Source organism: Pseudomonas sp. DR208 (assembly GCF_019823005.1).
In the GTDB taxonomy this organism is placed as follows: domain Bacteria; phylum Pseudomonadota; class Gammaproteobacteria; order Pseudomonadales; family Pseudomonadaceae; genus Aquipseudomonas; species Aquipseudomonas extremorientalis.
On the sequence record NZ_CP081944.1, the window covers coordinates 4,721,683 to 4,747,487 of the forward strand.

At 60.3% G+C, this 25,805-nt stretch carries 19 protein-coding genes; 11 read left to right on the forward strand and 8 right to left on the reverse strand.

The features are described 5' to 3' along the window. Positions 1 to 164 precede the first annotated feature (164 nt). Positions 165 to 869 carry a DnaA regulatory inactivator Hda gene (gene hda / locus K5K89_RS21180; RefSeq protein WP_010208669.1) on the reverse strand — a complete coding sequence of 235 codons (705 nt, stop codon included), beginning with the start codon at positions 867 to 869 and terminating at the stop codon, positions 165 to 167. A gap of 269 nt (positions 870 to 1,138) precedes the next feature. On the opposite strand from hda, the gene K5K89_RS21185 reads away from it, so the two are divergent. Genes K5K89_RS21185 through K5K89_RS21200 form a run of 4 tightly spaced genes read left to right on the forward strand, consistent with a single transcriptional unit; the run spans position 1,139 to position 8,533 of the window. Then, positions 1,139 to 2,263: a DegT/DnrJ/EryC1/StrS family aminotransferase gene (locus K5K89_RS21185; RefSeq protein ID WP_222540200.1), complete on the forward strand. Its 1,125-nt coding sequence runs from the start codon at positions 1,139 to 1,141 to the stop codon at positions 2,261 to 2,263. Then, on the forward strand, positions 2,260 to 3,405 hold the full coding sequence (locus tag K5K89_RS21190) for a hypothetical protein (protein ID WP_222540201.1): 1,146 nt from the start codon (positions 2,260 to 2,262) through the stop codon (positions 3,403 to 3,405). Before K5K89_RS21185 ends, K5K89_RS21190 begins: the two co-directional genes overlap by 4 nt. Further along, a complete protein-coding gene (locus K5K89_RS21195) occupies positions 3,402 to 4,193 on the forward strand; it encodes a class I SAM-dependent methyltransferase (RefSeq protein WP_222540202.1) in 792 nt (263 codons plus the stop codon). The genes K5K89_RS21190 and K5K89_RS21195 overlap by 4 nt, the downstream gene beginning before the upstream one ends. 2 nt (positions 4,194 to 4,195) lie before the next feature. Next, positions 4,196 to 8,533 carry a glycosyltransferase gene (locus tag K5K89_RS21200; RefSeq protein WP_222540203.1) on the forward strand — a complete coding sequence of 1,446 codons (4,338 nt, stop codon included), beginning with the start codon at positions 4,196 to 4,198 and terminating at the stop codon, positions 8,531 to 8,533. A 102-nt stretch (positions 8,534 to 8,635) separates the two neighbouring features. Here the strand turns inward: K5K89_RS21200 and K5K89_RS21205 are convergent, their stop codons facing one another. Together K5K89_RS21205 and K5K89_RS21210 are read right to left on the reverse strand one after the other, a co-directional pair. Further along, positions 8,636 to 9,709 carry an AI-2E family transporter gene (locus K5K89_RS21205; protein WP_028617371.1) on the reverse strand — a complete coding sequence of 358 codons (1,074 nt, stop codon included), beginning with the start codon at positions 9,707 to 9,709 and terminating at the stop codon, positions 8,636 to 8,638. Between the two features lie 32 nt (positions 9,710 to 9,741). After that, positions 9,742 to 10,782, reverse strand: a complete 1,041-nt coding sequence (locus tag K5K89_RS21210; protein WP_222540204.1) for a DUF2066 domain-containing protein — start codon at positions 10,780 to 10,782, stop codon at positions 9,742 to 9,744. 342 nt (positions 10,783 to 11,124) lie between these two features. Between K5K89_RS21210 and purM the strand changes: the two genes are divergently transcribed. The 7 genes from purM to K5K89_RS21245 all read left to right on the forward strand — a co-directional run bounded on the left by purM (position 11,125) and on the right by K5K89_RS21245 (position 19,582). Next, the gene (gene purM / locus K5K89_RS21215) at positions 11,125 to 12,183 is read left to right on the forward strand and encodes a phosphoribosylformylglycinamidine cyclo-ligase (RefSeq protein ID WP_016976515.1); all 1,059 of its coding nucleotides are present in this window, start codon (positions 11,125 to 11,127) and stop codon (positions 12,181 to 12,183) included. After that, positions 12,183 to 12,833, forward strand: coding sequence for a phosphoribosylglycinamide formyltransferase (gene purN / locus K5K89_RS21220; RefSeq protein WP_071491321.1), 651 nt, complete (start codon positions 12,183 to 12,185; stop codon positions 12,831 to 12,833). The genes purM and purN overlap by 1 nt, the downstream gene beginning before the upstream one ends. 8 nt (positions 12,834 to 12,841) lie before the next feature. Beyond that, positions 12,842 to 13,555: a DUF3108 domain-containing protein gene (locus K5K89_RS21225; protein WP_058424959.1), complete on the forward strand. Its 714-nt coding sequence runs from the start codon at positions 12,842 to 12,844 to the stop codon at positions 13,553 to 13,555. A 380-nt stretch (positions 13,556 to 13,935) separates the two neighbouring features. Further along, entirely contained in the window at positions 13,936 to 14,124 is a 189-nt protein-coding gene (locus K5K89_RS21230) for a hypothetical protein (RefSeq protein ID WP_071491322.1), read from the forward strand. 205 nt (positions 14,125 to 14,329) lie between these two features. Beyond that, positions 14,330 to 16,258, forward strand: a complete 1,929-nt coding sequence (locus tag K5K89_RS21235; RefSeq protein ID WP_222540205.1) for an IucA/IucC family protein — start codon at positions 14,330 to 14,332, stop codon at positions 16,256 to 16,258. Next, positions 16,248 to 17,459 carry an MFS transporter gene (locus K5K89_RS21240; RefSeq protein WP_092242935.1) on the forward strand — a complete coding sequence of 404 codons (1,212 nt, stop codon included), beginning with the start codon at positions 16,248 to 16,250 and terminating at the stop codon, positions 17,457 to 17,459. Before K5K89_RS21235 ends, K5K89_RS21240 begins: the two co-directional genes overlap by 11 nt. A gap of 11 nt (positions 17,460 to 17,470) precedes the next feature. Beyond that, positions 17,471 to 19,582, forward strand: a complete 2,112-nt coding sequence (locus K5K89_RS21245) for a TonB-dependent receptor (RefSeq protein ID WP_222540206.1) — start codon at positions 17,471 to 17,473, stop codon at positions 19,580 to 19,582. A 130-nt stretch (positions 19,583 to 19,712) separates the two neighbouring features. On the opposite strand, the gene K5K89_RS21250 is transcribed toward K5K89_RS21245, so the two are convergent. The 5 genes from K5K89_RS21250 to cysM all read right to left on the reverse strand — a co-directional run bounded on the left by K5K89_RS21250 (position 19,713) and on the right by cysM (position 25,736). Next, on the reverse strand, positions 19,713 to 20,258 hold the full coding sequence (locus K5K89_RS21250) for a DUF2058 domain-containing protein (protein ID WP_028617375.1): 546 nt from the start codon (positions 20,256 to 20,258) through the stop codon (positions 19,713 to 19,715). A gap of 25 nt (positions 20,259 to 20,283) precedes the next feature. Continuing rightward, positions 20,284 to 21,117 (reverse strand): nucleoside triphosphate pyrophosphohydrolase, encoded by an 834-nt coding sequence (gene mazG / locus K5K89_RS21255; RefSeq protein WP_071491325.1) that lies wholly within the window; start codon positions 21,115 to 21,117, stop codon positions 20,284 to 20,286. Continuing rightward, on the reverse strand, positions 21,117 to 23,360 hold the full coding sequence (gene relA / locus K5K89_RS21260) for a GTP diphosphokinase (RefSeq protein ID WP_071491326.1): 2,244 nt from the start codon (positions 23,358 to 23,360) through the stop codon (positions 21,117 to 21,119). The genes mazG and relA overlap by 1 nt, the downstream gene beginning before the upstream one ends. A 121-nt stretch (positions 23,361 to 23,481) precedes the next feature. After that, positions 23,482 to 24,834, reverse strand: coding sequence for a 23S rRNA (uracil(1939)-C(5))-methyltransferase RlmD (rlmD, locus tag K5K89_RS21265; protein WP_071491327.1), 1,353 nt, complete (start codon positions 24,832 to 24,834; stop codon positions 23,482 to 23,484). Beyond that, positions 24,834 to 25,736: a cysteine synthase CysM gene (gene cysM, locus K5K89_RS21270; protein WP_058425337.1), complete on the reverse strand. Its 903-nt coding sequence runs from the start codon at positions 25,734 to 25,736 to the stop codon at positions 24,834 to 24,836. The genes rlmD and cysM overlap by 1 nt, the downstream gene beginning before the upstream one ends. Positions 25,737 to 25,805 lie beyond the last annotated feature (69 nt).

Below are 25,805 nucleotides of genomic sequence, written 5' to 3' on the forward strand. Positions count from 1 at the left end.
CACATCGATTTGCAAATTCAATCGTGATCTATGTGACTTCTTGTTTGGACTATGACATCTAAGCCCTTAACACCCTATATCTGCCTTTTGCGTAGCCAAACCGGCTCAAACGCAGGTTTTCTGGCGCCTGGAATTTGCCGAAAGCCGTGAAAACAGCTGGCTGGCTACCAACCCAAGGTTTCTTTCAAGAAGGGAATCGTCAGCTTGCGCTGGGCCTGCAAGGAAGCCTGATCGAGCTGTTCGAGCAGGTCGAACAACGCGCTCATGCTGCGCGTACCGCGGGTGAGAATAAAATGCCCGACTTCGTCGGTGAGGTGCAGGCCGCGACGGGATGCGCGCAGTTGCAAGGCACGCAATTTGTCTTCGTCGGACAGCGGGCGCATTTGGAAGATCAGCGCCAGAGTCATGCGCGACTTGAGGTCGGCCAGCTTGATCGGCAACTCGCGCGGCGAGGTGGACGCGGCAATCAGCAGGCGCCGGCCACTGTCACGCAAGCGGTTGAATAAGTGAAAAAGCGCCTCTTCCCACTCTGCCTTGCCAGCGATGGCTTGCAGATCGTCCAGGCACACCAACTCGTACTGCTCAAGATGGTCGAAGATGCCGATTCCGCGATCCATCAGCTCAGCCAAGGGCAGGTAAACCGCCGGTTCGCCCATCTGCTCGAAACGCAAGCACGCGGCCTGTAACAGGTGGGTACGCCCTACGCCGTGCTTGCCCCACAGATAGATCAGGCTTTCGGTCCACCCGGCGTCGGCTTCGCAGAGCCGCTCGACATAGCCGAGTGCAGCGGCATTGGCGCCTGGGTAGTAGTTGATGAAGGTGGCGTCGTCACGCAGACGCACACCCAAGGGCAGCTGAATCGGTTTCATGCTGACTGAACGGCTCCAAACGAACCGTTAGTGGCCTCTGTGTAAAGTTTGCAAAGTTTATACCCGTGACGCCGGGCGCACAATGCAACAGACCCCAAGCAAAATCAAAGGTTTGCGTTAACTTGTTGGATTTATGCAGATTGTTTGATGCCGCCGATCACCTGTCAGGCCGTAAACCCACCAGGCCGACCCGTTTCTACATTGGTATGTTTCCTGCTTTGCCTCGTCATATAGCCTAGAACGACATTTCATTGACGGTTGTGCGTACCATGAAAAACATCATCAAACTGCTCGTTCCGGAAATGCCCAAAGTCGAGCAGATTCTTGCCTACTGGAAGCAAATCGATGAAAACCGCTGGTACACCAACTTCGGCCCGCTGGTGAATGAGCTAGAGGGCCGGTTATCGCGCTCTTTTAGTCGCGAGCCCGCGCAAGTCCATGTTGTGTCTATGGCGAATGGTACGTGTGCGCTGCAAATTGCCTTGGAAGCCCTGAAGCTACGTAAGAGCGGGCGCGTATTGGTTCCCGGATTGACGTTCGTTGCCACGGCAACCGCAATCATTCGGGCCGGACTCACACCGCTTATCAGCGACGTCGATCCCGACAATTGGTTGCTGACCCCCGCCATAGCACGCGCGGTGCTCGCCGAAATGCCGTTTGATGCCGTGATGCCCGTGTCAACGTACGGTTGCGCTCAAGATGTCGCTGGTTGGGATCTGTTCAGTGCCGAAACCGGAATTCCTGTGGTCGTCGACGCCGCTGGCGCTTGGGGTAACCAACAGATTGGACTGACGACCAAGGTTGCCTTCAGCCTGCACGCCACCAAGGCACTCGGGGGAGGTGAAGGCGGTTTCGTGGCTTCACGCCACCATGCCTATGCCCAAAGTATGCGAGCGTTAAGTAACTTCGGCATCGACGCACAGAGTGGAGGCTTGGTGTTCGAGGCGGGCGAGAACGGCAAGATGAGCGAATACCACGCCGCCGTTGCACTGGCCGCGATGGACAATTGGCCAACTGTCGCAGAAGCACGACGTACTCTGCATCAACGCTACGTCGAACGCCTGAAGGAAAAAATCCCTGCACTGAAACTCCAGTCCAAGCCCGTTGATGGCGTGTACAGCCTGATGCCCATAATGTTGCCCGCGGGGTTGCGCGGTGTAGACATTCAGTTGCGTCTGCTAGGTAAAGACATCGAAACCCGCCGCTGGTACTGCCCTCCGCTGCACGGCCACCCAGCTTTTCAAGCGTATACGGCTGGCCCGCTGCCAGCGGTTGACCAGTTGGCGGAGCGTTTGCTGGGATTGCCGTTTCACCTTTCACTCACCGATCAATGCGTCGATAGAGTCATAGACTGCCTGGCCGACTTGCTTGCTGAACAACTGGCCGCGCGATGACGATGACACCCGCTGAAAAGCCTTTGGTGATCCTGTTCACCGGGGCCAACGAGCGCGCAGTCGGCGCTTTTTGTCGCTCCCTCGAGCGCGACCACATCGACTTCGTCTTGATCACACGCAACGCTCAAGATGCGCTATATCGCACCCGCCTTCGCCGCCACTTGTTTGCACAACGCACTCAGGATGCCCTGGATGAAAATGAATTCAAGCGCCTACTGCTCGATATCAAGGCTCACCACCCCACACGACCGCTGACCATAGCCCCGAGCGCAGAGTCGATAAACCGCCTGCTGATGGGCATGCAGGACTGGTTATGCCAGGAAGGTATCCGGGGAATATCTGTCAGCCCGCAGATTTACCATCTGTTTTCCGATAAGGAAAAACTCCTGGCGGCGGCAAAAGTCGTTGGCCTGGAAATACCCGCGCAAATCGAGCAATTGTCTGAACGTCAATTGCCCCTTGTACTCAAGCCCAGGGTCGAAAGCGGCCCCCATGGCCAGCGCCTTTACCCACTACTGGTACGTAATGCTGCGGAGTACGCTGAACATGCGAGCCACTACGATGCCGCACACTACCTCATTCAACGTTATATAGACGGGCAAAGTTTTTACTACCTCTATTTCCGCAACGATGCGGGTGTCGTCGCGCTCTATCAACGCAACATCGCCCAACAGGCGGCAGGCAAATCGATGGTTGCCGCCGAGCTGGTGCGCTGCCCCGATGCAGATACCGACCAGCGCCTGCGGGCATTGCTTGAACAGCATCAATATTGTGGCTTCATCATGTTTGAAGTGATGGAAAGCGCTGGCCAACACTTCATCATCGAGGCAAACCCACGCCTTTGGGGGCCCATGCAACTGGCGCTTGAAAATGGCTTTCGCGCCAGCTGGTTGGTGCAAGATCGGCACCAGGCGCCGCAGATGGCCGCGCAGCAGCGTTTTTTAGGCATCTGGCAACGGGACAAGTACCTCTGGCTTGGCGGTTTTGTCGGACAGCCACGCAGTGACATGCGCTTTTTCGCCGGGGCTCGCAGTTGGCTGATCAACGCCTGCTGTTGGCTGCCGCGCTATGACATCTGGTTCGCTACTGACAGCCTCAGGCTGTTCTTCTTCGAATTCCTTCGTTCAGGCAAACGCCAATGACCAGAGAACAATTACTGGCGCTGTACATGCACTCCGGTAAACACGCCTGTTACCAACCGCTGCCTGCTTTCGTAACCGAGCGACTAGGCTTTGACGTACCGGTAAATCCGCGCTGGCGAGCCGACCACGGCCGCCTGGAATACCTGCAAGCACACTTCGACTTCAGCGGCCAACGGCTTCTGGACGTCGGCGCCAATACCGGACTGTTCAGCACCACCCTCGCTCATGCGTACCCCAGCAGCCAATGTGTTGCCTGGGAGCTGGACGAGACCAGCGCAAACTTTATTCGCGCCTTGAGCGTCGAGTTTGATTTGGGCAACGTCGAGGTCGTGCAGCAAGCTCTCGACTACGCAGTCGCGCAGGCGATGCCGGGGCATTTCCATACGTTGTTGCTGTTCAACGTATTACATCATGCCGGCGTCGATTTCGATGCCGCGCTAGTGCCCGACAGACATGCCCTGCAAGGGTATATCCAGGGTTTCCTGAAGGCGCTTCGCCCGTCAGCCGACTGCCTCCTCTACCAGATGGGTTTCAATTGGGGCGGCGACACAGCGCAACCCGTGGCGGGTCGCAACGTACTGGCCGAAAAACTCGCTTACGTCGATGCAGCACTTACAGGCACCGGCTGGAGGATCGAACACATCGGGTTGGTATTGGACCCCCACACACGCAAAATCGAGCTGTTCGATAGCCCCGGCGCCCTCGCCCAAGCTGAAACCTGTGATCGCCTAGGCCGTGAAGGCGGCCTCAGCGAGTTCTACCTTCGCCCCCTGTTCAAGTTGGTGTGAGCATGACCAATACCCTCGCGACCGGCCGCTTGCCGCTGGTCAGCATTGCGATACCTGCCTATAACCCGCGGTTCTTTGAGGCCGCACTGAACAGCGCACTGAACCAGAGCTACGCGAATCTGGAAATAGTGATCACCGACGATTGTCGTGGTGACGGCATCCGCCTGATCACCGAGCGTCTTGCTGCACAGACGGTGGTGCCGGTGCGCTACCTGCACAATGAACAGCAGTTGGGTGGACAGCTCAACCTCAGTCGCTGCCTGGAGGAATCCCGGGGCGAATACATCAAGTTTCTGAATGACGACGACCTGCTGCTGCCCCACTGCGTCGAGCGCCTTGCCGCTGTGCTTGAGGCACGTAACGATATCTCGCTGGTCACTTCGCGTCGTCGTCTGATAGGCACCGAGGATGAGCCGCTGCCCGACATCCTCCAGACATGCGAAGTGTTTGACGCAGATGCCTGCCTGCATGGCGCAGATCTCATTTCTCTACTGTGCGACTGGCCTGTCAATTTCATTGGCGAACCCAGCACGGTGATGTTTCGCCGCGCCCAACTGATCGACCAAGCGCCGCACATCTGCGCTTTGGGCGGCGTCGTTATTCGTGCCATTAACGACCTGGCCTTATTTGTGAATCTGCTGCAACACGGCCACCTCGCTTTTATACAGGAGTCCCTGTCACTCTTTCGCCGGCATGCCGAGCAACGCCAGAACCAGCCGGATATGCAGGCGCTGTTCGATCAGGGCCTCGCCAATTTCACCCAGCAGATCCACGCACTGGGGCTTTACCACCCGCAGCCTGCATCGCAGGTACGGCGTGCTCACTTGTCAACCCCTGAAGCCTTTGAGCTGTTTCATTTGCAGGGCGCTTACCTGGCTTGCGATTTCCAGCCACTCATTACCTCACACAGTGCCACCCCGCTGGTCGGCGAATGCGAAGTGCTTGTCGCCGAACAGCCCGTTCTCGAAGACGGCGAGCCTCCCATTGGCGTGGTGATCCATGTGTATCTTCCCGGCGTGCTGCAAGACATTATGCGCCGCCTGGTCCTGCTGCATGAACGCTTGCACCTATACGTAACGTGCGTAGCCGGCCTGGAAGACACCGTAAACAGCCACCTTGCGGCGAGCGGGCTGAAATATTCGCTCTATCGGGTGCCTGATCACGGTAGGGATGCCCTGCCATTCCTAAATGTTCTGGCGTACTTGCGTGCCGACAACATCAACACCCTGGTCAAGTTGCACACCAAGCGCTCGGCACATAGGGGCACCGAAAGCTCTTGGGCGCATGACCTTTTCGATGACTTGCTCAGCCCTGTCCGATTCCGGCAGTCGGTAGAATATCTTGCCGCCCCGTCGCACCATCCACTGCTCGGCACAGAGCCGTACCGCGTGCCAGTCACTCAGGACCTTGAAGAAGGCGACCGTCAGCGCCTGCTGGCCCTGGCCGAACGCGCCGGGATTGATTCACAACGAATCGACGATGCGGATTTTTTTGCCGGTTCCATGTTCTTTGTACGCACTGAAGCGTTGGCCCCCTTGGAACGGATGAACCTCACCGGCAAAGACTTCGAAACCGAACGCGGACAACTTACCGGCACGCTGGCACACACCCTCGAGCGCTTCTTCGGCGTGCTGGCGAATGCAGGCAAACACCAGCGCAATATCGACCAATATCGGCGCTGGCTGGATACCCGACAGCTGTCTGCCACAGACTTCGAAGGTTTGCCAACACGGCTGGCTGGCTGGCCACAGCACACCGACGTATTGGTGGTGTTGACCGATACAACCGGTGATATCGCACAGCTACGCGCCAGCCTGGAAAGCATCGACCGCCAATTCTACAAGGCGGCGGCCATCGTGGTGCTGTCAAACGCCGAGCCGACCGGGGTGACACCGGCCGATAACCTGGTCTGGCTACCGCGAGCGGAGTCCTGGCCCAGCCAGCTCAATGAACTGCTTCATGCCGTCCAGGTCGACTGGTGCTACCTGTTACGTGGCGGCGACCGACTTGATCCGCACGCACTGCTATTGCTTGCAGAGGGCATCGCCCTTAACCCTGGCATCAGCCTGTGCTACACCGATGAAGATTCACTGACGGCAACCGGTTACCAAGACCCGGTCTTCAAGCCTGACCTGAACCTGGACCTGCTGCGCAGTTATCCCTATGTTGGCCGAGCCTTGGCATTCAGTCGCGAGTCAGCGCTGAGTCTCAATGGCTTCGATCCCACCTTCGCCGAGCTCGCGCCCCATGACCTGCTCTATCGGCTGATTGAAACCCACGGGCTGGGCACCGTCGGACACCTCGCGGATGTACTCGTGCACCAGTTAATCAATTTCGGTCAGTGGCTCGGCGAGCCCCAGGTCATTGCACACTCAGCAGCGATAGTCCAAGCGCATTTGCAGCGCTTGGGCGTGGCTCATGAAATGCGTGCGGGGCCTTTGCCGATGGTCAATCGCGTGATTTACCAGCACGCCGGGCAACCCTTGGTGTCCATCGTGATCCCGACCAAGGACCAACTGCCGATGCTGATGCGCTGCATCGAAAGCGTAATGGAGAAAACCCGCTACACGAACTACGAACTGATCATCATCGACAACAATAGTGAAACGGCCCAGGCCCGGGAGTGGTTCGCCGGCATGGAGCAGTTGAACGACGCCAAGGTACGCATACTGCGCTACCCGCATCCGTTCAACTATTCAGCCATCAATAACTACGCCGTCAGCCAAGCCCGTGGCGAATACCTGGTGCTGCTCAACAACGACACTGCAGTCATTGATGGCGACTGGCTCGGCGCAATGCTCCATCACGCCCAGCGGCCGGAAGTGGGGATAGTCGGTGCCAAGTTGTTGTTACTCAACGGGACGATTCAGCACGGGGGTGTGGTGCTCGGCTTGCACGGCGTAGCTGACCATCCATTTGTCGGCGACCCCATGCAGTCCAACGGCTACCTTCATCGCTTGCAAGTTGACCAGAACTACAGCGCGGTTACCGCCGCCTGCCTGATGATTCGCACCGACCTGTACCACCAGGTGGGCGGAATGGACGAGACCAGCCTGGGGGTTTCATTCAACGACGTAGACCTCTGCCTGAAAGTGGGCCAGGCCGGGCAACTGATCGTCTGGACACCTTATGCATTGCTTATGCACGAAGCCAACGTCAGTCAGGACAAGGTCGACACGACCAGACTGGACGCCAAGCGCGAGCGCTTCAAACGCGAGCAATCGGTGATGTACCAGCGCTGGCTGCCGCAACTCGCCAATGATCCAGCCTATAACCGCAACCTGACACTGGAAGGCCGCGGTTTTGCTTACGAATGTCGCAGCGATGCAGGCTGGCATCCGTTCGCCAGCCACCAATTGCCTTACGCCCTTTGCTACCCCGGCGACTTTTTTGGCAGTGGGCACTATCGTGTGCGCCAACCTTTTGCTGCCCTCAAAGCAGCGGGGCTGATCGAGGGTGCGGTCAGCGACTGGCTGCTCCAACCCGTAGAAGTGGAGCGCCATGCGCCGGATACGATCATTTTCCAGCGGCAATTCACTACGCCTCAACTGGAGATCATCGAGAACACCAAAGCCTTCTCCAGGGCATTCAAGGTCTATGAACTGGATGACTATATTCTCGATGTACCTGCCGGCAACGCCAGTCGCCAACTTTTTCCCAAAGACACCGCAATACGGCTGAAACACGCTATCGGCCTCTGCGACAGGCTGGTGGTGTCGACCCAGCCGCTGGCCGAAGCGCTGGAACACTTCAATGCCGACATCCGCGTGATGGAAAATCGCCTGCCAGGCGCATGGTGGAACGGCCTGACCAGCCATCGCCAGCAAGGCCGCAAGCCACGAGTCGGCTGGGCAGGTGGCTCAAGTCACGGCGGCGACCTGCACGTTATCGCCGAAGTAGTTCGCGCGCTGGCGCATGAGGTGGAATGGGTATTCATGGGCATGTGCCCACCGGAACTGCGCCCCTATATCCACGAATTCCACCAAGGTGTAACAATCGAAAAGTACCCGTCACGATTGGCCGGCTTGAATCTGGACCTGGCTTTGGCGCCGCTGGAAGATAACTTTTTCAATGCCTGCAAAAGCAATTTGCGGTTATTGGAATATGGCGCCTGTGGTTTCCCGGTCATTTGCTCGGATATTCGTTGTTACAACGGTGAGCTGCCGGTGACCCGGGTCAGAAACACACCTAAAGACTGGATTGCTGCCATTCGCGAGCACCTTGCGGAACCCGACGCCAGCGCTCAAGCCGGAGACGCCCTGCGTAGCGCGGTGCTCCAGAACTGGGTACTCAAGGAAGACCACCTAGTGGCGTGGAGAAACGCCTGGCTGAAAGCGTGAAAACTGTGGCTCGACGACGTTCTGAGCTGCGAAGGGGTTCAGAGCCCCACGCATAAAAAAATCGGAATCCTTAGCGGATTCCGATTTTTTTTGACGACTACATTACAGATCGGGGTCTTCAACCCCCGTATACACATCCGAATCCTTATACAAATCGTGTACATGGCGCACCAGTACCATGATCACCGCCGCCACCGGCAGCGCCAGCAAGATACCCGTAAAGCCAAACAGCTCACCGCCCGCCAGGATCGCAAAGATCACTGCCACCGGGTGCAGGCCGATTCGATCACCCACCAGCAACGGCGTCAGCACCATGCCTTCGAGGGCCTGGCCGACCATGAACACCGCCACGATCCCCAGCATCGGGTAGAGGTCGCCGCCAAACTGGAACAGCCCCGCCACCAATGCCGCGCCGATACCGATCACAAAGCCCATATACGGCACGATTGCGGCAAGGCCGGCAATCAGGCCGATTAACAGGCCCAGCTCCAGGCCGATGGCCATCAAGCCGGCCGCGTAGATGATCCCCAGGGCCAGCATCACCAGCAACTGCCCGCGCACGAAGGCGCCGAGCACCTCATGGCATTCCTCAGCCAGAGACACGATGCGCTCTTCGCGATTACGCGGCAGCAGGCTGCGAATCTTGGCCATCATGATGTCCCAGTCGCGCAGCAGGTAGAACGCCACTACCGGGATCAGCACCAGGTTGGTCAGCCAGCCGATCAACGCCAGGCTCGACGCCGTGGCCTGACTGAGGACCACACCGACGATATCGGTGGTCTGCCCCATATGCTCGCTGATGGCCGCCTTGACCTTGTCGAACTTCCAGAAGCCATCCGACAACCCCAACTTCGCCTGAGCCCACGGCATCGCTGTGTGCTGCAACCAATCGAGCATCTGCGGTGCCAGCTCATACAGGCGGAACAGTTGCTTGGCCAACATCGGCACCAGCACCAGCACCAACGCCGTGATGATCAAGGTAAACAGGGCGAACACTGCCACTACGCCCCAGGTTCGCGACAACCCGGCTTTTTCCAGGCGATCCACCACCGGATCGAACAGATAGGCCAGCAGCAACGCAACCAGGAACGGCGTCAGGATCGAATGCAGCAGGAACACAAACGCGCACAGCAGGACAATCCCGCCAAGCCACACCCAACGACGCGTATCGGCCATAAACCACTCCACCTATATAAAGAAGAAAACTGCTACCAACGAAAACGCAGTTGCGCCTGAGGTTCGGGAGCAACCGCAGGCTGAGTGCCGTCTACTACAGGCTGCTGGACCGGCGCTTCACCTGCGGGAATCTCCTGCAACTTGGCCAGGCTCAACTGGGTACGCAACTGATCGGCACTGCCATTGACGCGGTATACGATGCGATTGCCATCCACTAACTGCGGCTGACCATCGAAAGGCTCCAGCAGGTGACCCAGCGCGGCATAACGCTCAAGGGTCATGCCCTGCACTTCCAGCAATTGTTCGGTGCTCACGCCGGGTTTGACCGCAAAGCGTGGCGCGAGCTTTTGGCTGACCGCCAGCATCACCGCGTCGGCTACAGCGCCGGTGTCGGCCCCTTGCGCGGTGCCCTGCTCGCTCTTGTCGCCCAGCCACAGGCGCCATTTGGCTTGCCATTGGTTGCCTTCCTGACGCGCATGCACGGCCAGCAAAGCGTCGGCGCCGTAACGTTCGGAAGCGGCGCGCAACGGTGTGGCGTCAGCACTTTCCAGGTTCGGTGCGGTGGCGACCACCTGCTCATCCAGGTCGCCCAGCGGCAGGCGCAGCGGCAAGCCACGGTGTTGCGCGGCACGGCGCAGCGCCTGGGCGACGGTCTGGCCATCACCCACCAGGCTGCTGCCTTCGGTGGAGTCGTTCAGCCACCAGCCAAGGATCGACGGCCGATTGCTGCCCCAGATCGACAGACCCGCTTCACGCAGCACGCGATCGGTGCTCACCGGGTCGAAATCCACTTGCAGGCTTTCCGGCGGGCCGGCGTCGTAGCCGTACTGGCTGATGATTTGTTGCGGATCCTTGCGAACGGCCGCCAGACCCGGCCCCTCGGCGGCCTTGGCGTCGCCGGTCAGGCGGATCACCAGGGTCTGCACGGCGCGCTGGGTCGCCTGGTCACGCTCTTGCGGCGACTGACTGCTGACGGGTTCGAGTACTTGATAAAGGCCATTGAGGGTTTCGGCATGACTCGCCAGGCTGACCAACGACAAGCAGCCTACAAAGAAGAATTTACACAGACGCATGGAAGATTCCCGAACGACAAATTTAGCGGCTGGAACAGACCGCGCGAACTCGGTTTGCCAAGGCTGTGACCACGGCGACCGATAAAACATTCACAGGGTCTTGGTAAGTTTTCGTACTGTCACAACGCTAGCGCAGTAAAGGCTATACCTTAATACGCACCAAAGCAGACCCGATTAGCATTTTTTTAACGCCATATGCCCCTGCCCGTCGGCCCGAGGATGGCCGCTGCCCCTCAAGCCTGATAAAATCGCGCGCCTTCGCAGACCGTCAACGGCGTGGCCTTTATAAAAGCCCCCGCTCGCTCGGTCGTTACCCAGAAATCCCCCCTAAAGGCCTGGATCATGAGCAAGCAACCCTCCCTGAGCTACAAGGACGCCGGTGTAGACATCGACGCCGGTGAAGCATTGGTCGAACGCATCAAGAGCGTCGCCAAGCGCACTGCGCGCCCTGAAGTCATGGGCGGCCTGGGCGGTTTTGGCGCCCTCTGCGAGATCCCGGCCGGCTACAAGCAGCCTGTACTGGTGTCCGGCACCGACGGCGTGGGCACCAAGCTGCGCCTGGCGCTGAACCTGAACAAGCACGACACCATCGGCATCGACCTGGTCGCCATGTGCGTCAATGACCTGGTGGTGTGCGGCGCCGAGCCGTTGTTCTTCCTCGACTACTACGCCACCGGCAAGCTGAACGTGGACACCGCGGCCCAAGTGGTCACCGGCATCGGCGCCGGCTGCGAACTGTCGGGTTGCTCACTGGTCGGCGGCGAAACCGCTGAAATGCCAGGCATGTACGAAGGTGAAGACTACGACCTGGCCGGCTTCTGCGTCGGCGTCGTGGAAAAAGCCGAGATCATCGACGGCTCCAAGGTTGCCGCCGGCGATGCCCTGCTCGCCCTGCCATCCTCCGGCCCGCACTCCAACGGTTACTCGCTGATCCGCAAGATCATCGAAGTGTCCGGCGCCGAGATCGAGAACACCCAGCTCGACGGCAAGCCGCTGACGGACCTGCTGATGGCCCCGACCCGCATCTACGTCAAGCCGTTGCTCAAGCTGATCAAGGACACTGGCGCCGTCAAGGCCATGGCCCACATCACCGGCGGTGGCCTGCTGGACAACATCCCGCGCGTGCTGCCAAAAGGCGCCCAGGCCATCGTTGACGTGGCCAGCTGGCAGCGTCCGGCAGTATTCGACTGGCTGCAAGAGAAAGGCAACGTCGACGAAACCGAGATGCACCGCGTGCTGAACTGCGGCGTCGGCATGGTCATCTGCGTGGCTCAGGAGCACGTTGAAACCGCACTGAACGTACTGCGCGAAGCCGGCGAGCAGCCTTGGGTCATCGGCCAGATCGCCACCGCTGCCGAAGGCGCGGCTCAGGTTGAGCTGAAGAACCTCAAGGCTCATTAATGTCTCAGACCTGTGATGTCGTGGTGCTGCTCTCCGGCACCGGCAGTAACTTGCAGGCCCTGATCGACAGCACGCGCACCGGCGACAACCCGGTGCGCATTGCTGCGGTGATCTCCAACCGCAGCGACGCCTACGGCCTGCAACGCGCCAGGGACGCGGGTATCGACACCCGCTCGCTGGATCACAAGGCGTTCGACGGTCGCGAGGCCTTCGACCGCGCCTTGATCGAACTGATCGACGCCTTCAACCCCAAGCTCGTAGTACTCGCCGGCTTCATGCGCATCCTCAGCGCTGACTTCGTGCGGCATTACGCCGGGCGCCTATTGAATATCCACCCTTCCCTGCTGCCCAAGTACAAAGGCATGCACACGCACCAGCGTGCGCTCGAGGCCGGCGACAGCGAGCATGGCTGCAGCGTGCACTTTGTCACCGAGGAACTCGATGGCGGGCCTCTGGTCGTACAGGCAGTGGTTCCGGTAGAGTCTGACGACTCGGCGCAGACGCTTGCGCAACGGGTTCACGCCCAGGAACACAGGATTTACCCGCTGGCCGTTCGCTGGTTTGCCGAGGGGCGGTTGATTCTTGGTGACCAGGGTGCATTATTGGACGGTCAGTTACTCGCGGCCAGCGGCCACTTGATTCGAACCTAGGAGATTTTATGCGTCGCGCCTTGCTCTTCGCTTTTGCGCTGTTCGCCTTGCCAGCCGTGCAAGCAGCAGACCTTCACCCCTTCTCCGTCAGCTACACCGCCGACTGGAAACAGTTGCCCATGAGTGGTTCGGCCGAACGCAGCCTGGCCAAGAACGGCGACGGCTCCTGGACCTTGAATTTCAAGGCTTCCATGATGATCGCCAGCCTCACCGAAACCAGCGTGATCCTGTTTGACAAGGACACCCTGCAACCGAAGAGCTACACCTTCGAACGCGGCGGCCTGGGAAAGGCGAAGAAAATCAATCTGGACTTCGACCAGACCGCCAAGAAAGTCACCGGCTTTGAAAACAAAGACCCGGTCAACGTGCCCCTGCAAAGTGGCATGCTCGACAAGTCGACCTACCAGTTGGCCTTGCAACGCGATGTGGCCGCCGGCAAGAAAAGCATGAGCTACAACGTGGTTGAAGGCACCGACGTCGACACCTACGACTTCCGCGTGATCGGCCCGGAAAAAGTCCAGACCAAGGTCGGCTCCATCGACGCCATCAAGGTCGAGCGCGTGCGTGACCCGACGCAAAGCAAGCGCATCACCCAGATGTGGTTTGCCAAGGACCAGGGCGGCATTCTGGTTGCCCTGCGCCAGGTAGAAACCGATGGCAAGGAATACAACATCATGCTGCAGGACGGCACTGTTGACGGTAAGGCTGTCAAAGGTAGCTGATCGGTAGCTGGAACAACGAGCCTCGCGAATGCGGGGCTTTTTTTCGCCTATGGATTTGGTGTTCAAACCTCTACCGCTATCGGGGGCAAGCCCCCTCCCACACGTGGTTGTGTTCACCGATCAAAATGTGGGAGGGGGCTTGCCCCCGATGGCGATAGCCGGGCCAACAAAGGGTTCAATGCCTGACTTGAACATGAAACTTTCGTCATAAAACTCAGCACCCTGCGGCGCAATGTCGCGGTTTACGCGGCCTGCAGCACTGTTGCGTTTGCTGCAATGATTTGTTGCGCGAAAAGTCGGTTTACTTAGCAAGCTAACAAAACATATAACAAAGGCCTGCGACGACTTGCCGCAGATCCACCAGAGATTGGAGCAAGCAGATGACTGTAAAAGTAACTGAACGCGACGACGAACATATGTCCCACGAAGCACTGGGCCATGGGATTCACATCTGGGATGTACACCAGCAAGACCTGTTGGTCGGCATGTTTCACAACGAGAGCGACGCTCATAATTATAAAAACGAGCTCGAAGCCCTTGAGATGAGACGCCAGACACAAAGCTCCTGAACACCTGAAATCTCGTAGGCCCCAGCCCCACGCAGCTGTAGGGCCTACCCCCGACGACCCCGCCTTCGAGCGGGGTTTTTCGTTTTGGCAAACTGCACGGCGGGCATAAACGATTCAGTAAAATTGTATCAGTAAATAGACAATTGGAAATGATTCTCGATAATATCCACCACCTTTCAGCACGCCCATGAAAACGGAATTCATCATGACGAACGGATGCAGCAATACGCCAGACCAACAATTGCTCAAACGCTGGGGTGAAGCACTGGTTACGCCCCAGTTCCAGACTCACAACGTCACCCTCGAAGCCCTGATCGACACCCTCGCACCCGCCGCCGAACGCAGCTTTCAACGCCTGATCCAGGCCCTGTTCCGTGAAGGCCTGCTGGCACCCGATACACTCACCCAAGACGAACAAGGCCGCCACCACCTACCGCTGTCCGATCACGCCTGCCTGCGTTTCGACCACCTGCGTGCCGGGCGCATGGCCAGCTGGGACCTGCGTGGCGCGGTGACGCTTGTGCAAACTGGACAGGCCGCACGGAAGATCCAATTCCCATCGCAGTTGCTGACGCTGCTCAACGACACCCTCGAAACACCTGCCGCCCCGCAGGTATTGAGCCGCCTGAACAGCGAGATCGACGACAGTTTTGTCAACGATACGCTCTGCCTGGCCTTCCACGAGCAATGGAGCCTGAGGCTGCACGCCTCGATGGGCCCGTCCCATCAGGACAACCTGCTGAGTCACCTCAAGGATGAGCCAAGCGTTACCAACCCGACTTCCGTGCTTGAGCAGTGGGGCACGCTGGGCCACCCCTGGCACCCCAACTACAAAACCAAACTGGGTCTGGACACCCACCAGGTCATCGACTTCTCACCGGAGTTCGAAGCGCGCTTCCCGGTGTTGCTGTGCGCGCTGCACCACCAGTACGCCCACGTGGAAACGCTGGCCGATACCGCTGATTACTGGCAATGGTGGCAAGCCCACTTTCCACGTGCTGCACAGCAATTGACCGCAGCGCTGACGGCCCAGGGCCTGGAAGCCAGTGAGTATCTGCCGCTGCCTGCGCACCCTTGGCAAGCCCAACGGGAACTGCCTCAATTGTTCGCCAACGAAATCGGCGACCGACTGCTGGTGCTGACCGACATCGTCGCGTTTACCGCCCACCCCACCATGTCCTTCCGGACCGTATTGCCTGATGGCCAGGACGGCGCGCCCATGGTCAAGCTCCCGGTCTCACTGCGCCTGACCAGCGTACAGCGCACGGTATCGCCGCGCTCGGCGCGCATGGGGCCGCGGATCAGTCACTTGCTGCAAACGATCCTCGCGCGCGAACCCGCGATCCAGAACATCCTGAACATCGTCCCCGAGCGGATCGGCGTGCATTTCAACCCCCAACCGGTAAATGACGAACACGCCCGCCACCTGGCCGTGCTCTACCGCGACAACCCCCAGAGCCTGCTACAACCGGGGGAAATGGCCGTTCCGGTAGGTAGCCTGTTTGCCATCGACCAACACGGGCAGCCTTTGCTGAGACAGTGGGTACGTTTGAGTAAAGGCCAGGACAATGCACCGGCCATGCTCGCGTTCTTTCGAGACTATGCAGCGATCACTGTGCCGGCCCTGCTGGGGATGTACCTGCGCTACGGTGTGGCGTTCGAGGCCCATCAGCAGAACGCCTTCATGGTCATGGCCGCAGACGGGCAGTTGAGCCGCCTGCTGTTGCGTGATTTTGGCGATATTCGCATCGACCGCCAGACCTTGCATGCGCACGGCCTGGACGTCGAACTGCATGACCCCGGGATGACCCTTTACGACGATGCCGGTTTTGTCCGTGACAAGCTGCTGCACACGGTATTCATGTGCCACCTGGGCGAGCTGGTGCTGCTCAGTGCCCGCTACTTCGATATTCCCCAGGCACAACTGTGGAACGAACTCGCGGCCCAAGTCAGCCAGTGCTTTGATCGCATGCGCAACGAAGTCGCTCCCCAACGCTGGGAAACCGAACGTGCAGCGCTGCTGGAGCAGCCGTGGCCAGCCAAGTCGTTCATGCGGATGCGGCTGCTGGACAGTCACGCCGATATCGTCGGGCGCCTGCCGAACCCGCTGAGCGGCGCCGCACATGCCGGCTAACAGCACTGCACTGCGTTTGTTGGTGGTCATCCAGTTGGTGTCGATGGGTGCCATGGAAATGAGCGGCCCCTTCTGGCCTTTGCAGATCCAGAGGCTGCTTGGCGATGCCGGCGCCCATTACACCGGCCTGCTGTCGTCGCTGGTATACGCCGGACCGATGATGGCAGCGATGATCCTGACGCCCCTGTGGGGTCGCCTGGGCGACCGAACCGGGCATAAGCCGATGATCATTCGGGCGCTGCTGGCGCTGGCGGCCTGTCAGGCGCTGGCCGCCCTGACCTTCGATCCCTGGCTGCTGGTCGCGATCCGCGTGGCACAAGGTGCACTGGCGGGTTTTATCGCGGCCGCCCAAGCCTATGCGCTGGCGTGCTGCGGCGACAGTGGGCGCGGACACATAATGGCCCGCCTGCAATCCGCCACCGCCGTGGGTTCGCTGGCCGGTCCGGTGTTGGGTGGCTGGCTGATGGATATCTCCGGATTCGCCCTGCTGTGCTACAGCGCTACCGCCGTCTGCCTGGTATGCGCGCTGGTCAGCCTGTTCTTGCCCAGCGACACCCAGCGCCTGCGAAAGACTCATGCCACCACGCCCACCGCCCTGCCCAAAGGCTGGCTCGGCGCAATGTTGGGGATCATCGTACTGATCCAGGCTGCCAAAATGATGCCCCAGCCGTTTTACGCCCTATACGTCGCGGACGTCCTGCATGCACCAGGCTGGTTGATCGGTGCCAGCTATGCCGCCAGCGCACTGACCCTGGCCCTGTCCGCACCGCTCTGGGGTCGCCTGTTCGACCGACACCCGCCTGCACACACGCTGCGCATCATCGAATGGGTCACCTGGGCCTGCGCCTTGACCCTGGCGTGCACGGCGCTGGCCAGCGAATGGCTGGGCTTCATCGCCAGCCGGCTGCTGTGGGGCATGTGGCAAGGCGCATTGCTGCCGGTCGCCTATACGTTGATCGCCAATACCGTTGCGCCCGCCCAACAGGGGTTTGCCCTGGGCATCGGCAACAGCGCCGCCAAGGCGGGAGCGCTAGGCGGTGCCTTGCTGGGTGGTATCGGCATGGGGATGGTAGGCCTGGCACACAGCTTCTGGCTGGTTGCACTCACGTACGCCTTGGCCGCCCTGGGTATCCGCATCATCCGCTCGTTCACCCGAACACCCGCTATGCCTGTTTTTTCTGTCAATACGTCTAATAATTGAAAGGCAAGATCATGAGAAAGTCGCAATGGGCAGCGCTGCTGCCACTGATGGGATCGATAAGCGCACCGGCCTGGGCCGATCAGTCCGAGGCCGAGCCCACCAACCTGCAATTGCAGGCCACCGTCGTCTCGGCCACGCGCAGTGAAACCAGCATTGCCGCGATTCCAGGCTCCGTACAGGTCATCGACGAAACCCAGATCCGCCAGCAAACAGCCGCAGGGCGCCGGGTCGCGGATATTCTCGGGCAATTGGTGCCAGGCATTGCCCCTTCCAGCGGTGGCATGAGCAACTTCGGCCAGACCCTGCGCGGACGCAATACGCTGATCCTGATCGACGGCGTGTCCCAGAACGCCACACGCGACAACTTCCGCCAGCTCAACAGCGTTGCGCCGGAAAGCATCGAGCGCATCGAAGTGATCTCCGGAGCGAGCAGCGTTTATGGCGCGGGCGCCTCAGGCGGCATCATCAATATCATCACCAAGCGTAACCAAGGTGAAGACCTCGCCTTCAGCAGCAAGATCGGCATGACCAGCGGCAATAACTTCAGTCACAAGGGCTTTGCCTACGAGGCGTTCCAAAGCGCTACTGGGCGCAACGGCCCGGTGGACTGGTACGTATCGGCGAACGGCGTGCAGCGCAACGACCAGTTCGACGGCAACGGCAAGCGCATTCCCCAGGACACGTCCCAGGGCAGCAACATGGATACCCAGACCTACGACCTGCAAGGTCGCTTCGGCTACACGCTGGATGACGACAAGAAGATCAGCCTGTCCCTGCAAGATTACAAAGACGAACAGGACACCCGTTACACCAAGAACCCACGCATCACCACCACCGCCGTTGCGGTCAAAGGCCTGGACCTGGACGATCAACCGTTCACACACAACCAGGCGGTCAACCTCAACTACTCCGACAAAGCGTTCTTCGGACAGGGCTTGCAGGTCGAAAGCTACTGGCGCCGGGCCGACGCGCTGTTTTTCCCGGACCTGTCCCGCGGTCGCGCAGGGGTTTCCGACAACAACAGCGTGCAGGACGTCTATGGCGTGCGCGCAGCCATCGACACGCAAATGCCGGATATCGGCCCGGCGACCGGCAACCTGGTCTGGGGCGCTGACTATGATCACGAAACCTCACGCCAGCGCGGCGACCAGTACCGGGTCAATGGCCTGACCTACACCAAGACCGGCACCACGTTCGAGATGGGGCCGGACATCACCACTACCACCAAGGCGATTTTTGGCCAACTGTCCTACGACATCGACGACTGGACCTTGCGTGGCGGTGTGCGCCGCGAGTGGATCGAGAGCCGGATCGACGACAGCATTGCCTATGGCGAAATCGTTCAGACCGGTAACCGCGCTACCCTGCCGGGCGGCACCCTCAAATATGACGACACCCTCTATAACCTCGGGGCGGTGTATCACCTGAGCGAAAACCAGGATGTATTCGTCAACTACAGCCAGGGCTTTTCCCTGCCGGACATCCAACGTTTCCTGCGGGACGTCAACAGCCAGTACGACATTCAGAAGCTCAATGCCCAAGCCCTCAAGGTCGACAGCTATGAGCTGGGCTGGCGTGGCAACTGGGACAAATGGCTGGCCAACGTCACGGCGTATGAAAACACTTCGGATGTCACCCAGTTCTATGACGCCAATGATCGCGTGCTGCGCCTGATCAACCAGAAAGAACGCGTGCGCGGCATTGAAACCAGCCTGACGTACAACGTCACTGACCAGTGGTCGGTCGGCGGTACTTACGCATATGCCAAAGGCGAGACCCGCCAAAACGGCAAATGGATCGACTTGCCGGCCACGCGCATCTCCCCCGCCAAGACCACCGCCTTTGTCGGCTATGACCACGACGACTACAGCCTGCGCCTGCAAGCCATGCGCCTGGCCGACTATGACGCCGCGTTCAAGGACAACAACGGCCGCGATATCCAGGGCTACACCCTGGTCGACCTGCTGGGTTCGGTACGCTTGCCTGTGGGTCGCATGGAGGGGGCGATCTACAACCTCAGCAACCGCAATTACCAGAACATGTTTGCCCAGGCCAACGCGCGAGCACCGTACCCGAATGCCGAAGGTCGGACCTTCAGCGTGAGTTATGCCGTGGACTGGTAACACGCGGCGCTGAAAGCACAAACCCCGCCTTTTGAGCGGGGTTTGTGTTTTGGGGCCGCTTCGCGGCCCAACGCGGGGCAAGCCCGCTCACCACAGGCAAGCCTGCTCACCACAATTGAGGCTTGCAGCCTTACCACATCAGATCATCCGGGATCTGGTAGGCGGCGTAGGGATCATCTTCATCCGGCACCTGGCTTTCGGTAAGGATATTGAGCTGCACGATACGCTCCGGTGCGCGCTCCTGGATCTTCAGCGCCGCTTCACGCGGGATCACCTCATAACCGCCACCGTGGTGCACGATCGCCAGGGAGCCGTTGCTCAGCTTGTTGCGCATCAGCGTGTTGACCGACAGGCGCTTGACCTTCTTGTCGTCCACGAAGTTGTAGTAGTCCTCGGTGGTCAGCTTGGGCAGGCGCGAGGTCTCGATCAGTTGCTTGACCTGGGCCGTGCGGGCCTTGGCCTCGGCTTTTTCCTGCTGCTGGCGGTTCAGCTCCTGGTCGCGCTTGACCTTCTCGGCGTGCGCCTCGGCCGCCAGGCGGGCCTGGGTGTCGTCGGCCTCGATCTGGCCTTTATGGACCAGGCGCTGCTGTTTCTGTTTCTCTTTGCCGACCTGCTTGGCCTGCTTTTGATTGACCAGACCTGCTTTGAGCAACTGGTCGCGAAGGGAAAGGCTCATGGTGCTTACTCACTTAGGCAACTGCTCAACCGCAGCTGGACACATTCTTTTCCTGACGTTTGGCTTCGCCCCACAGGGCGTCCAACTCTTCGAGGGTGCAATCTTCTATGGGACGGCGGGTATCGCGCAATGCCTGTTCGATAAATCGGAAGCGTCGTTCGAACTTGGCATTGGCGCCCCGTAGCGCGGTTTCCGGGTCGACCTTGAGGTGACGGGCCAGGTTGACCGCCGCAAACAGCAGGTCGCCGACCTCATCGGCAATCGCCGCCGGGTCGTTATCGGCCATGGCTTCGAGCACTTCATCCAGCTCTTCGCGCACGTTATCCACCACCGGCAAGGCGCAGGGCCAGTCGAACCCGACCTGGCTGGCGCGCTTCTGCAATTTGGCGGCACGGGAAAGGGACGGCAACGCGGTGGGTACATCGTCCAGCAGGGAAAGCTGCTCCGGCGCGTCGGACTTCTGCGCGCGCTCCTCGGCCTTGATCTGCTCCCAGCGTTCCTTGACCTGTTCTTCGCTCAACTGCGGGATATCCAGCGGCGCATACAGGTCGCCGGTGGGGAACACATGGGGATGGCGACGGATCAGCTTGCGCGTGATGCTGTCGATCACCCCGGCAAATTCGAAGCGCCCTTCTTCCCGCGCCAACTGGCTGTAGTACACCACCTGGAACAGCAGGTCGCCCAACTCACCTTGCAGATGATCGAAGTCGCCGCGCTCGATGGCGTCGGCGACTTCGTAGGCCTCTTCCAACGTGTGCGGGACGATGGTGGCGTAGGTTTGCCTGATGTCCCACGGGCACCCATATTGCGGGTCCCGCAGGCGACTCATCAGGTGCAGCAGGTCTTCGAGCGTATACATCATGGGGTACGGTTACGCCGCGTCTCGATGATATTCGGCAACTGGGAAATCCTCCCCAGCAACCGTCCCAGTGCGTCCAGCCCCGGAATCTCGATGGTCAGGGACATCAGCGCGGTGTTGTCCTCTTTGTTCGAGCGGGTGTTGACCGCCAGTACGTTGATCCGCTCATTGAGCAGCACCTGCGACACATCACGCAGCAACCCGGAACGGTCGTAGGCACGGATGACGATGTCCACCGGGTAAGTGAGCACCGGCACCGGCCCCCAGCTGACCTGGATGATCCGCTCCGGCTCACGCCCGCCCAGTTGCAGCACCGAGGCGCAATCCTGGCGGTGAATGCTTACACCGCGGCCCTGGGTGATATAGCCGACGATGGCATCCCCCGGCAGCGGCTGGCAGCAGCCGGCGATTTGAGTCATCAGGTTGCCCACGCCCTGGATCTGGATATCGCCACGCTTGCCAGGCTTGTAGCCGGTGGCCTTGCGCGGGATCAGTTCCAGCTGTTCGCTGCCGCGTTCCGGCTCGACCAGTTGCTGGGCCAGGTTGACCAGTTGGGCCAGGCGCAGATCGCCGGCACCGAGGGCGGCGAACATGTCTTCGGCGATCTTCATGTTGGCCTTTTCGGCCAGCTTGTCGAAGTCCACCTGAGGCAGGCCCAGGCGTGCCAGTTCGCGCTCGAGCAAGGTTTTACCGGCAGCGACGTTCTGGTCGCGCGCCTGCAGTTTGAACCAGTGGACGATCTTCGCCCGCGCCCGCGACGTGGTGATGTAGCCCAGGTTCGGGTTCAGCCAGTCGCGGCTCGGCGTACCGTGCTTGCTGGTGATGATCTCGACCTGTTCACCGGTCTGCAGGCTGTAGTTGAGCGGCACAATGCGCCCGTTGATCTTGGCGCCCCGGCAGTTGTGGCCGATCTCGGTGTGCACGCGGTAGGCGAAGTCCAGCGGCGTGGCACCCTTGGGCAGGTCGATGGCGTGGCCGTCTGGGGTGAAGATGTAGACCCGGTCCGGCTCGATATCCACGCGCAGCTGTTCGGCCAGGCCGCCGATGTCGCCGAGTTCTTCGTGCCATTCCAACACCTGGCGCAGCCAGGAGATTTTCTCTTCGTACTGGTTGGACCCGGCCTTGACGTCGGTGCCCTTGTAGCGCCAGTGCGCGCATACCCCAAGTTCCGCCTCTTCGTGCATGGCGTGGGTGCGGATCTGCACTTCCAGCACCTTGCCCTCGGGGCCGATCACCGCCGTGTGCAACGAGCGATAGCCGTTTTCCTTGGGGTTGGCGATGTAGTCGTCGAACTCCTTGGGAATGTGCCGCCACAGGGTGTGGACGATCCCCAGCGCGGTGTAGCAGTCGCGCATTTCCGGCACCAGCACGCGCACCGCACGCACGTCGTAGATCTGGCTGAAGGCCAGGCCCTTGCGCTGCATTTTGCGCCAGATGGAATAGATGTGTTTGGCGCGGCCGCTGATGTCGGCTTCGACGCCAGTGGCCTGCAACTCGGAGCGCAGCTGGTTCATCACATCGGTAATGAAGCGCTCACGGTCCAGCCGCCGCTCATGCAGCAACGTGGCAATCTGTTTGTATTGATCGGGTTCGAGGTAGCGGAAGGACAAGTCCTCCAGCTCCCACTTGATATGGCCGATGCCCAGGCGATGCGCCAACGGCGCATAGATGTCGAAGACTTCGCGGGCAACACGGTTGCGTTTTTCGTCGTCGGCGGTCTTCACCGCACGGATCGCGCAGGTACGCTCGGCCAGCTTGATCAGGGCGACGCGCACATCATCGACCATCGCCACCAGCATCTTGCGCAGGTTCTCGACCTGGCCCTGGGTGCCCAGCACCATGGACTGGCGCGGGCTCAGGCTGGCACTGATCGCCGCCATGCGCAGCACGCCGTCGATCAGCTTGGCCACCACGGTGCCGAAACGCTGGCTGACGGTGGGCAACGGGATATGCCCTTCACGCACGCCGCGATAGAGCACGGCGGCAATCAACGAATCCTGGTCCAGCTTGAGATCGGCGAGGATCTCAGCGATTTCCAACCCGGTGCGAAAGCTGGAAGTGCCTTCGGCCCATAGGTTCTTGGCCGCATTGTCTTGCTGCTCAGACTCACGAGCGAACTCGCAGGCTGCTTTCAAGGCTTCACGGTCCAGTGCCGGATCGACACTGATGGCATGGTCCAGCCATGCCTCGAGATTGATACTGCCGTCGGTGTTGATCGGCTGGTGTGCTCTCACCTGTACCATCTTGCTTACCTTCCCTACGACGCACCTTCGATGCGCCAAAATCATCGCCGACGTTTACTGCGGACTCCCTGGCAGATCAGAGGCCCTGGAGAACGCAGGCCAGTCGGATTAAACAGGCATCCTAGCCCGCTTCAAATAACGCCATGGCCTCGACATGCGCGGTTTGCGGAAACATGTCGAGGATCCCGGCACGTTTTAGCCGGTAGCCTTGCCTGACCAACTCAACCGTGTCCCGCGCCAGCGTGGCCGGGTTGCAGGACACATACACCAGACGCTTGGCACCCAAGGTCGCAAGCTTGCGCACAACCTCCAGGGCACCGTCACGGGGTGGGTCCAAGAGTACCGCAGAAAAGCCCTGTTTGGCCCATTCTGCGTCAATCAAAGGCTGGGACAAATCGGCTTGAAAAAACTGCGCATTGTGCAAATCGTTGCTGACAGCATTCACGGCCGCCCGGTCCACCATGGTCTGCACACCTTCCACCGCCACCACTTCGCGTACCTGGCGTGCCAGTGGCAAAGCAAAATTGCCCAGGCCACAAAACAGGTCCAACACCCGTTCGTCGGGTTGTGGCGCCAGCCATTCCAGGGCCTGGGCAACCATCGCGGCATTGACGCCGGCGTTGACCTGCACAAAGTCGCCTGGCCGGTAAGCCAGTTCCAGATTCCACTGTTCCAGTGGAAAGCCCAACACAGCATCGGTGTCGACCGGCGCCGGCTGGCCCTCGCCCTGCAGCCACAACTGGGCCTCATGGAAAGCGCAGAATTCGTTCAATACCTGCAGGTCCGCTTCGGACAGCGGTGCCATATGCCGCAGCAACACCGCAATGGACGTGCCGCTGAACAATTCCACATGCCCCAGGGCCTGCGGTTTGCTCAGGCGGCGCAGCATGTTCGGCAGGCGCTGCATGATCGGTTGCAAGGCCTGTACCAGCACCGGGCAATCATCAATAGCGACGATGTCCTGGCTGGCCACGGCGCGAAAACCGACGTCCAGGTGTTTCGCCTTGGCATCCCAACGCACGGCCACGCGGGCGCGGCGACGGTAGCCGAATTCCGGCCCGCTCAACGGTGCGGCCCACTCTTGCGGTTCCACGCCCGCCACGCGGGACAGTTGCTCGGCGAGCATGCGCTGTTTCAGGGCAAGCTGTTCGGCATGGGGCAAATGCTGCACGCTGCAACCGCCGCAACGACCGACGTGCGCACAAGGCGCCGGGCGGCGCAGCTCGCTGGCCTTGAAGACGCGCTCGGTGCGCGCCTCGACGATTTTGCCGTGGGCACCCAGCACCCGCGCTTCGACTTCTTCGCCGGCCAGCGCGCCGTTCACAAACCAGGTGCGCCCTTCGAAGAACACGATGCCACGGCCGTCATTGGCCAGGCGCTCGATGGTCAGGCGTTGTTTCTTGCCCACCGGAATCTGCGGGGCGCGGCTGCCGCCCGTCGGTTGGAAGCGCAGGCCTCTCTCGTGCCTGGCCATCAGTTGGGTTCGTCGAAGATGCCGGTCGACAGGTAGCGGTCGCCTCGGTCACAGATGATCGCGACGATCACCGCGTTTTCCACCTCCTTGGACAGGCGCAACATACCGGCCACGGCGCCGCCGGAGGATACGCCGCAGAAGATGCCTTCTTCACGGGCCAGGCGGCGAGTGGTGTCTTCGGCCTCGCGCTGGGCCATGTCGATGATGCGGTCCACGCGCGTGGCGTTGTAGATCTTCGGCAGATACTCTTCGGGCCAACGGCGGATACCCGGGATGGCCGCGCCTTCCATCGGTTGCAGGCCAACGATCTGGATCGCCGGGTTCTGCTCCTTGAGGTAGCGCGAGTTGCCCATGATGGTGCCGGTGGTGCCCATGGAGCTGACGAAATGGGTGATGGTGCCCTGGGTCTGGCGCCAGATTTCCGGGCCGGTGCTGGTGTAGTGCGCCTCGGGGTTGTCGCCATTGGCGAACTGGTCAAGCACCAGGCCACGGCCTTCGGCGGCCATGCGCTCGGCGAGGTCGCGCGCGCCCTCCATGCCTTCTTCCTGGGTAACCAGCACCAACTGCGCGCCATAGGCAGTCATCGCCGCCTTGCGCTCGGCACTGCCGTTGTCGGGCATGATCAGGATCATCTTGTAGCCCTTGATCGCGGCGGCCATGGCCAGGGCGATACCGGTGTTACCCGAGGTGGCTTCGATCAGAGTGTCGCCGGGCTTGATCTGCCCGCGCAACTCGGCGCGGGTGATCATCGACAGCGCCGGACGGTCCTTCACGGAACCGGCCGGATTGTTCCCTTCGAGCTTGAGCAGCAGGGTATTGCTGGTTTCACCCGCCATGCGTTGCAAGCGGACCAGGGGCGTGTTGCCGACGCAATCGGCGATTGTAGGGTACTGCAAGGTCATGGCGTATTCGCAATCCAGACTGCGGGGCGCACATCATACCGGGAAAGGCCGGCGGGCCATATCACGCAA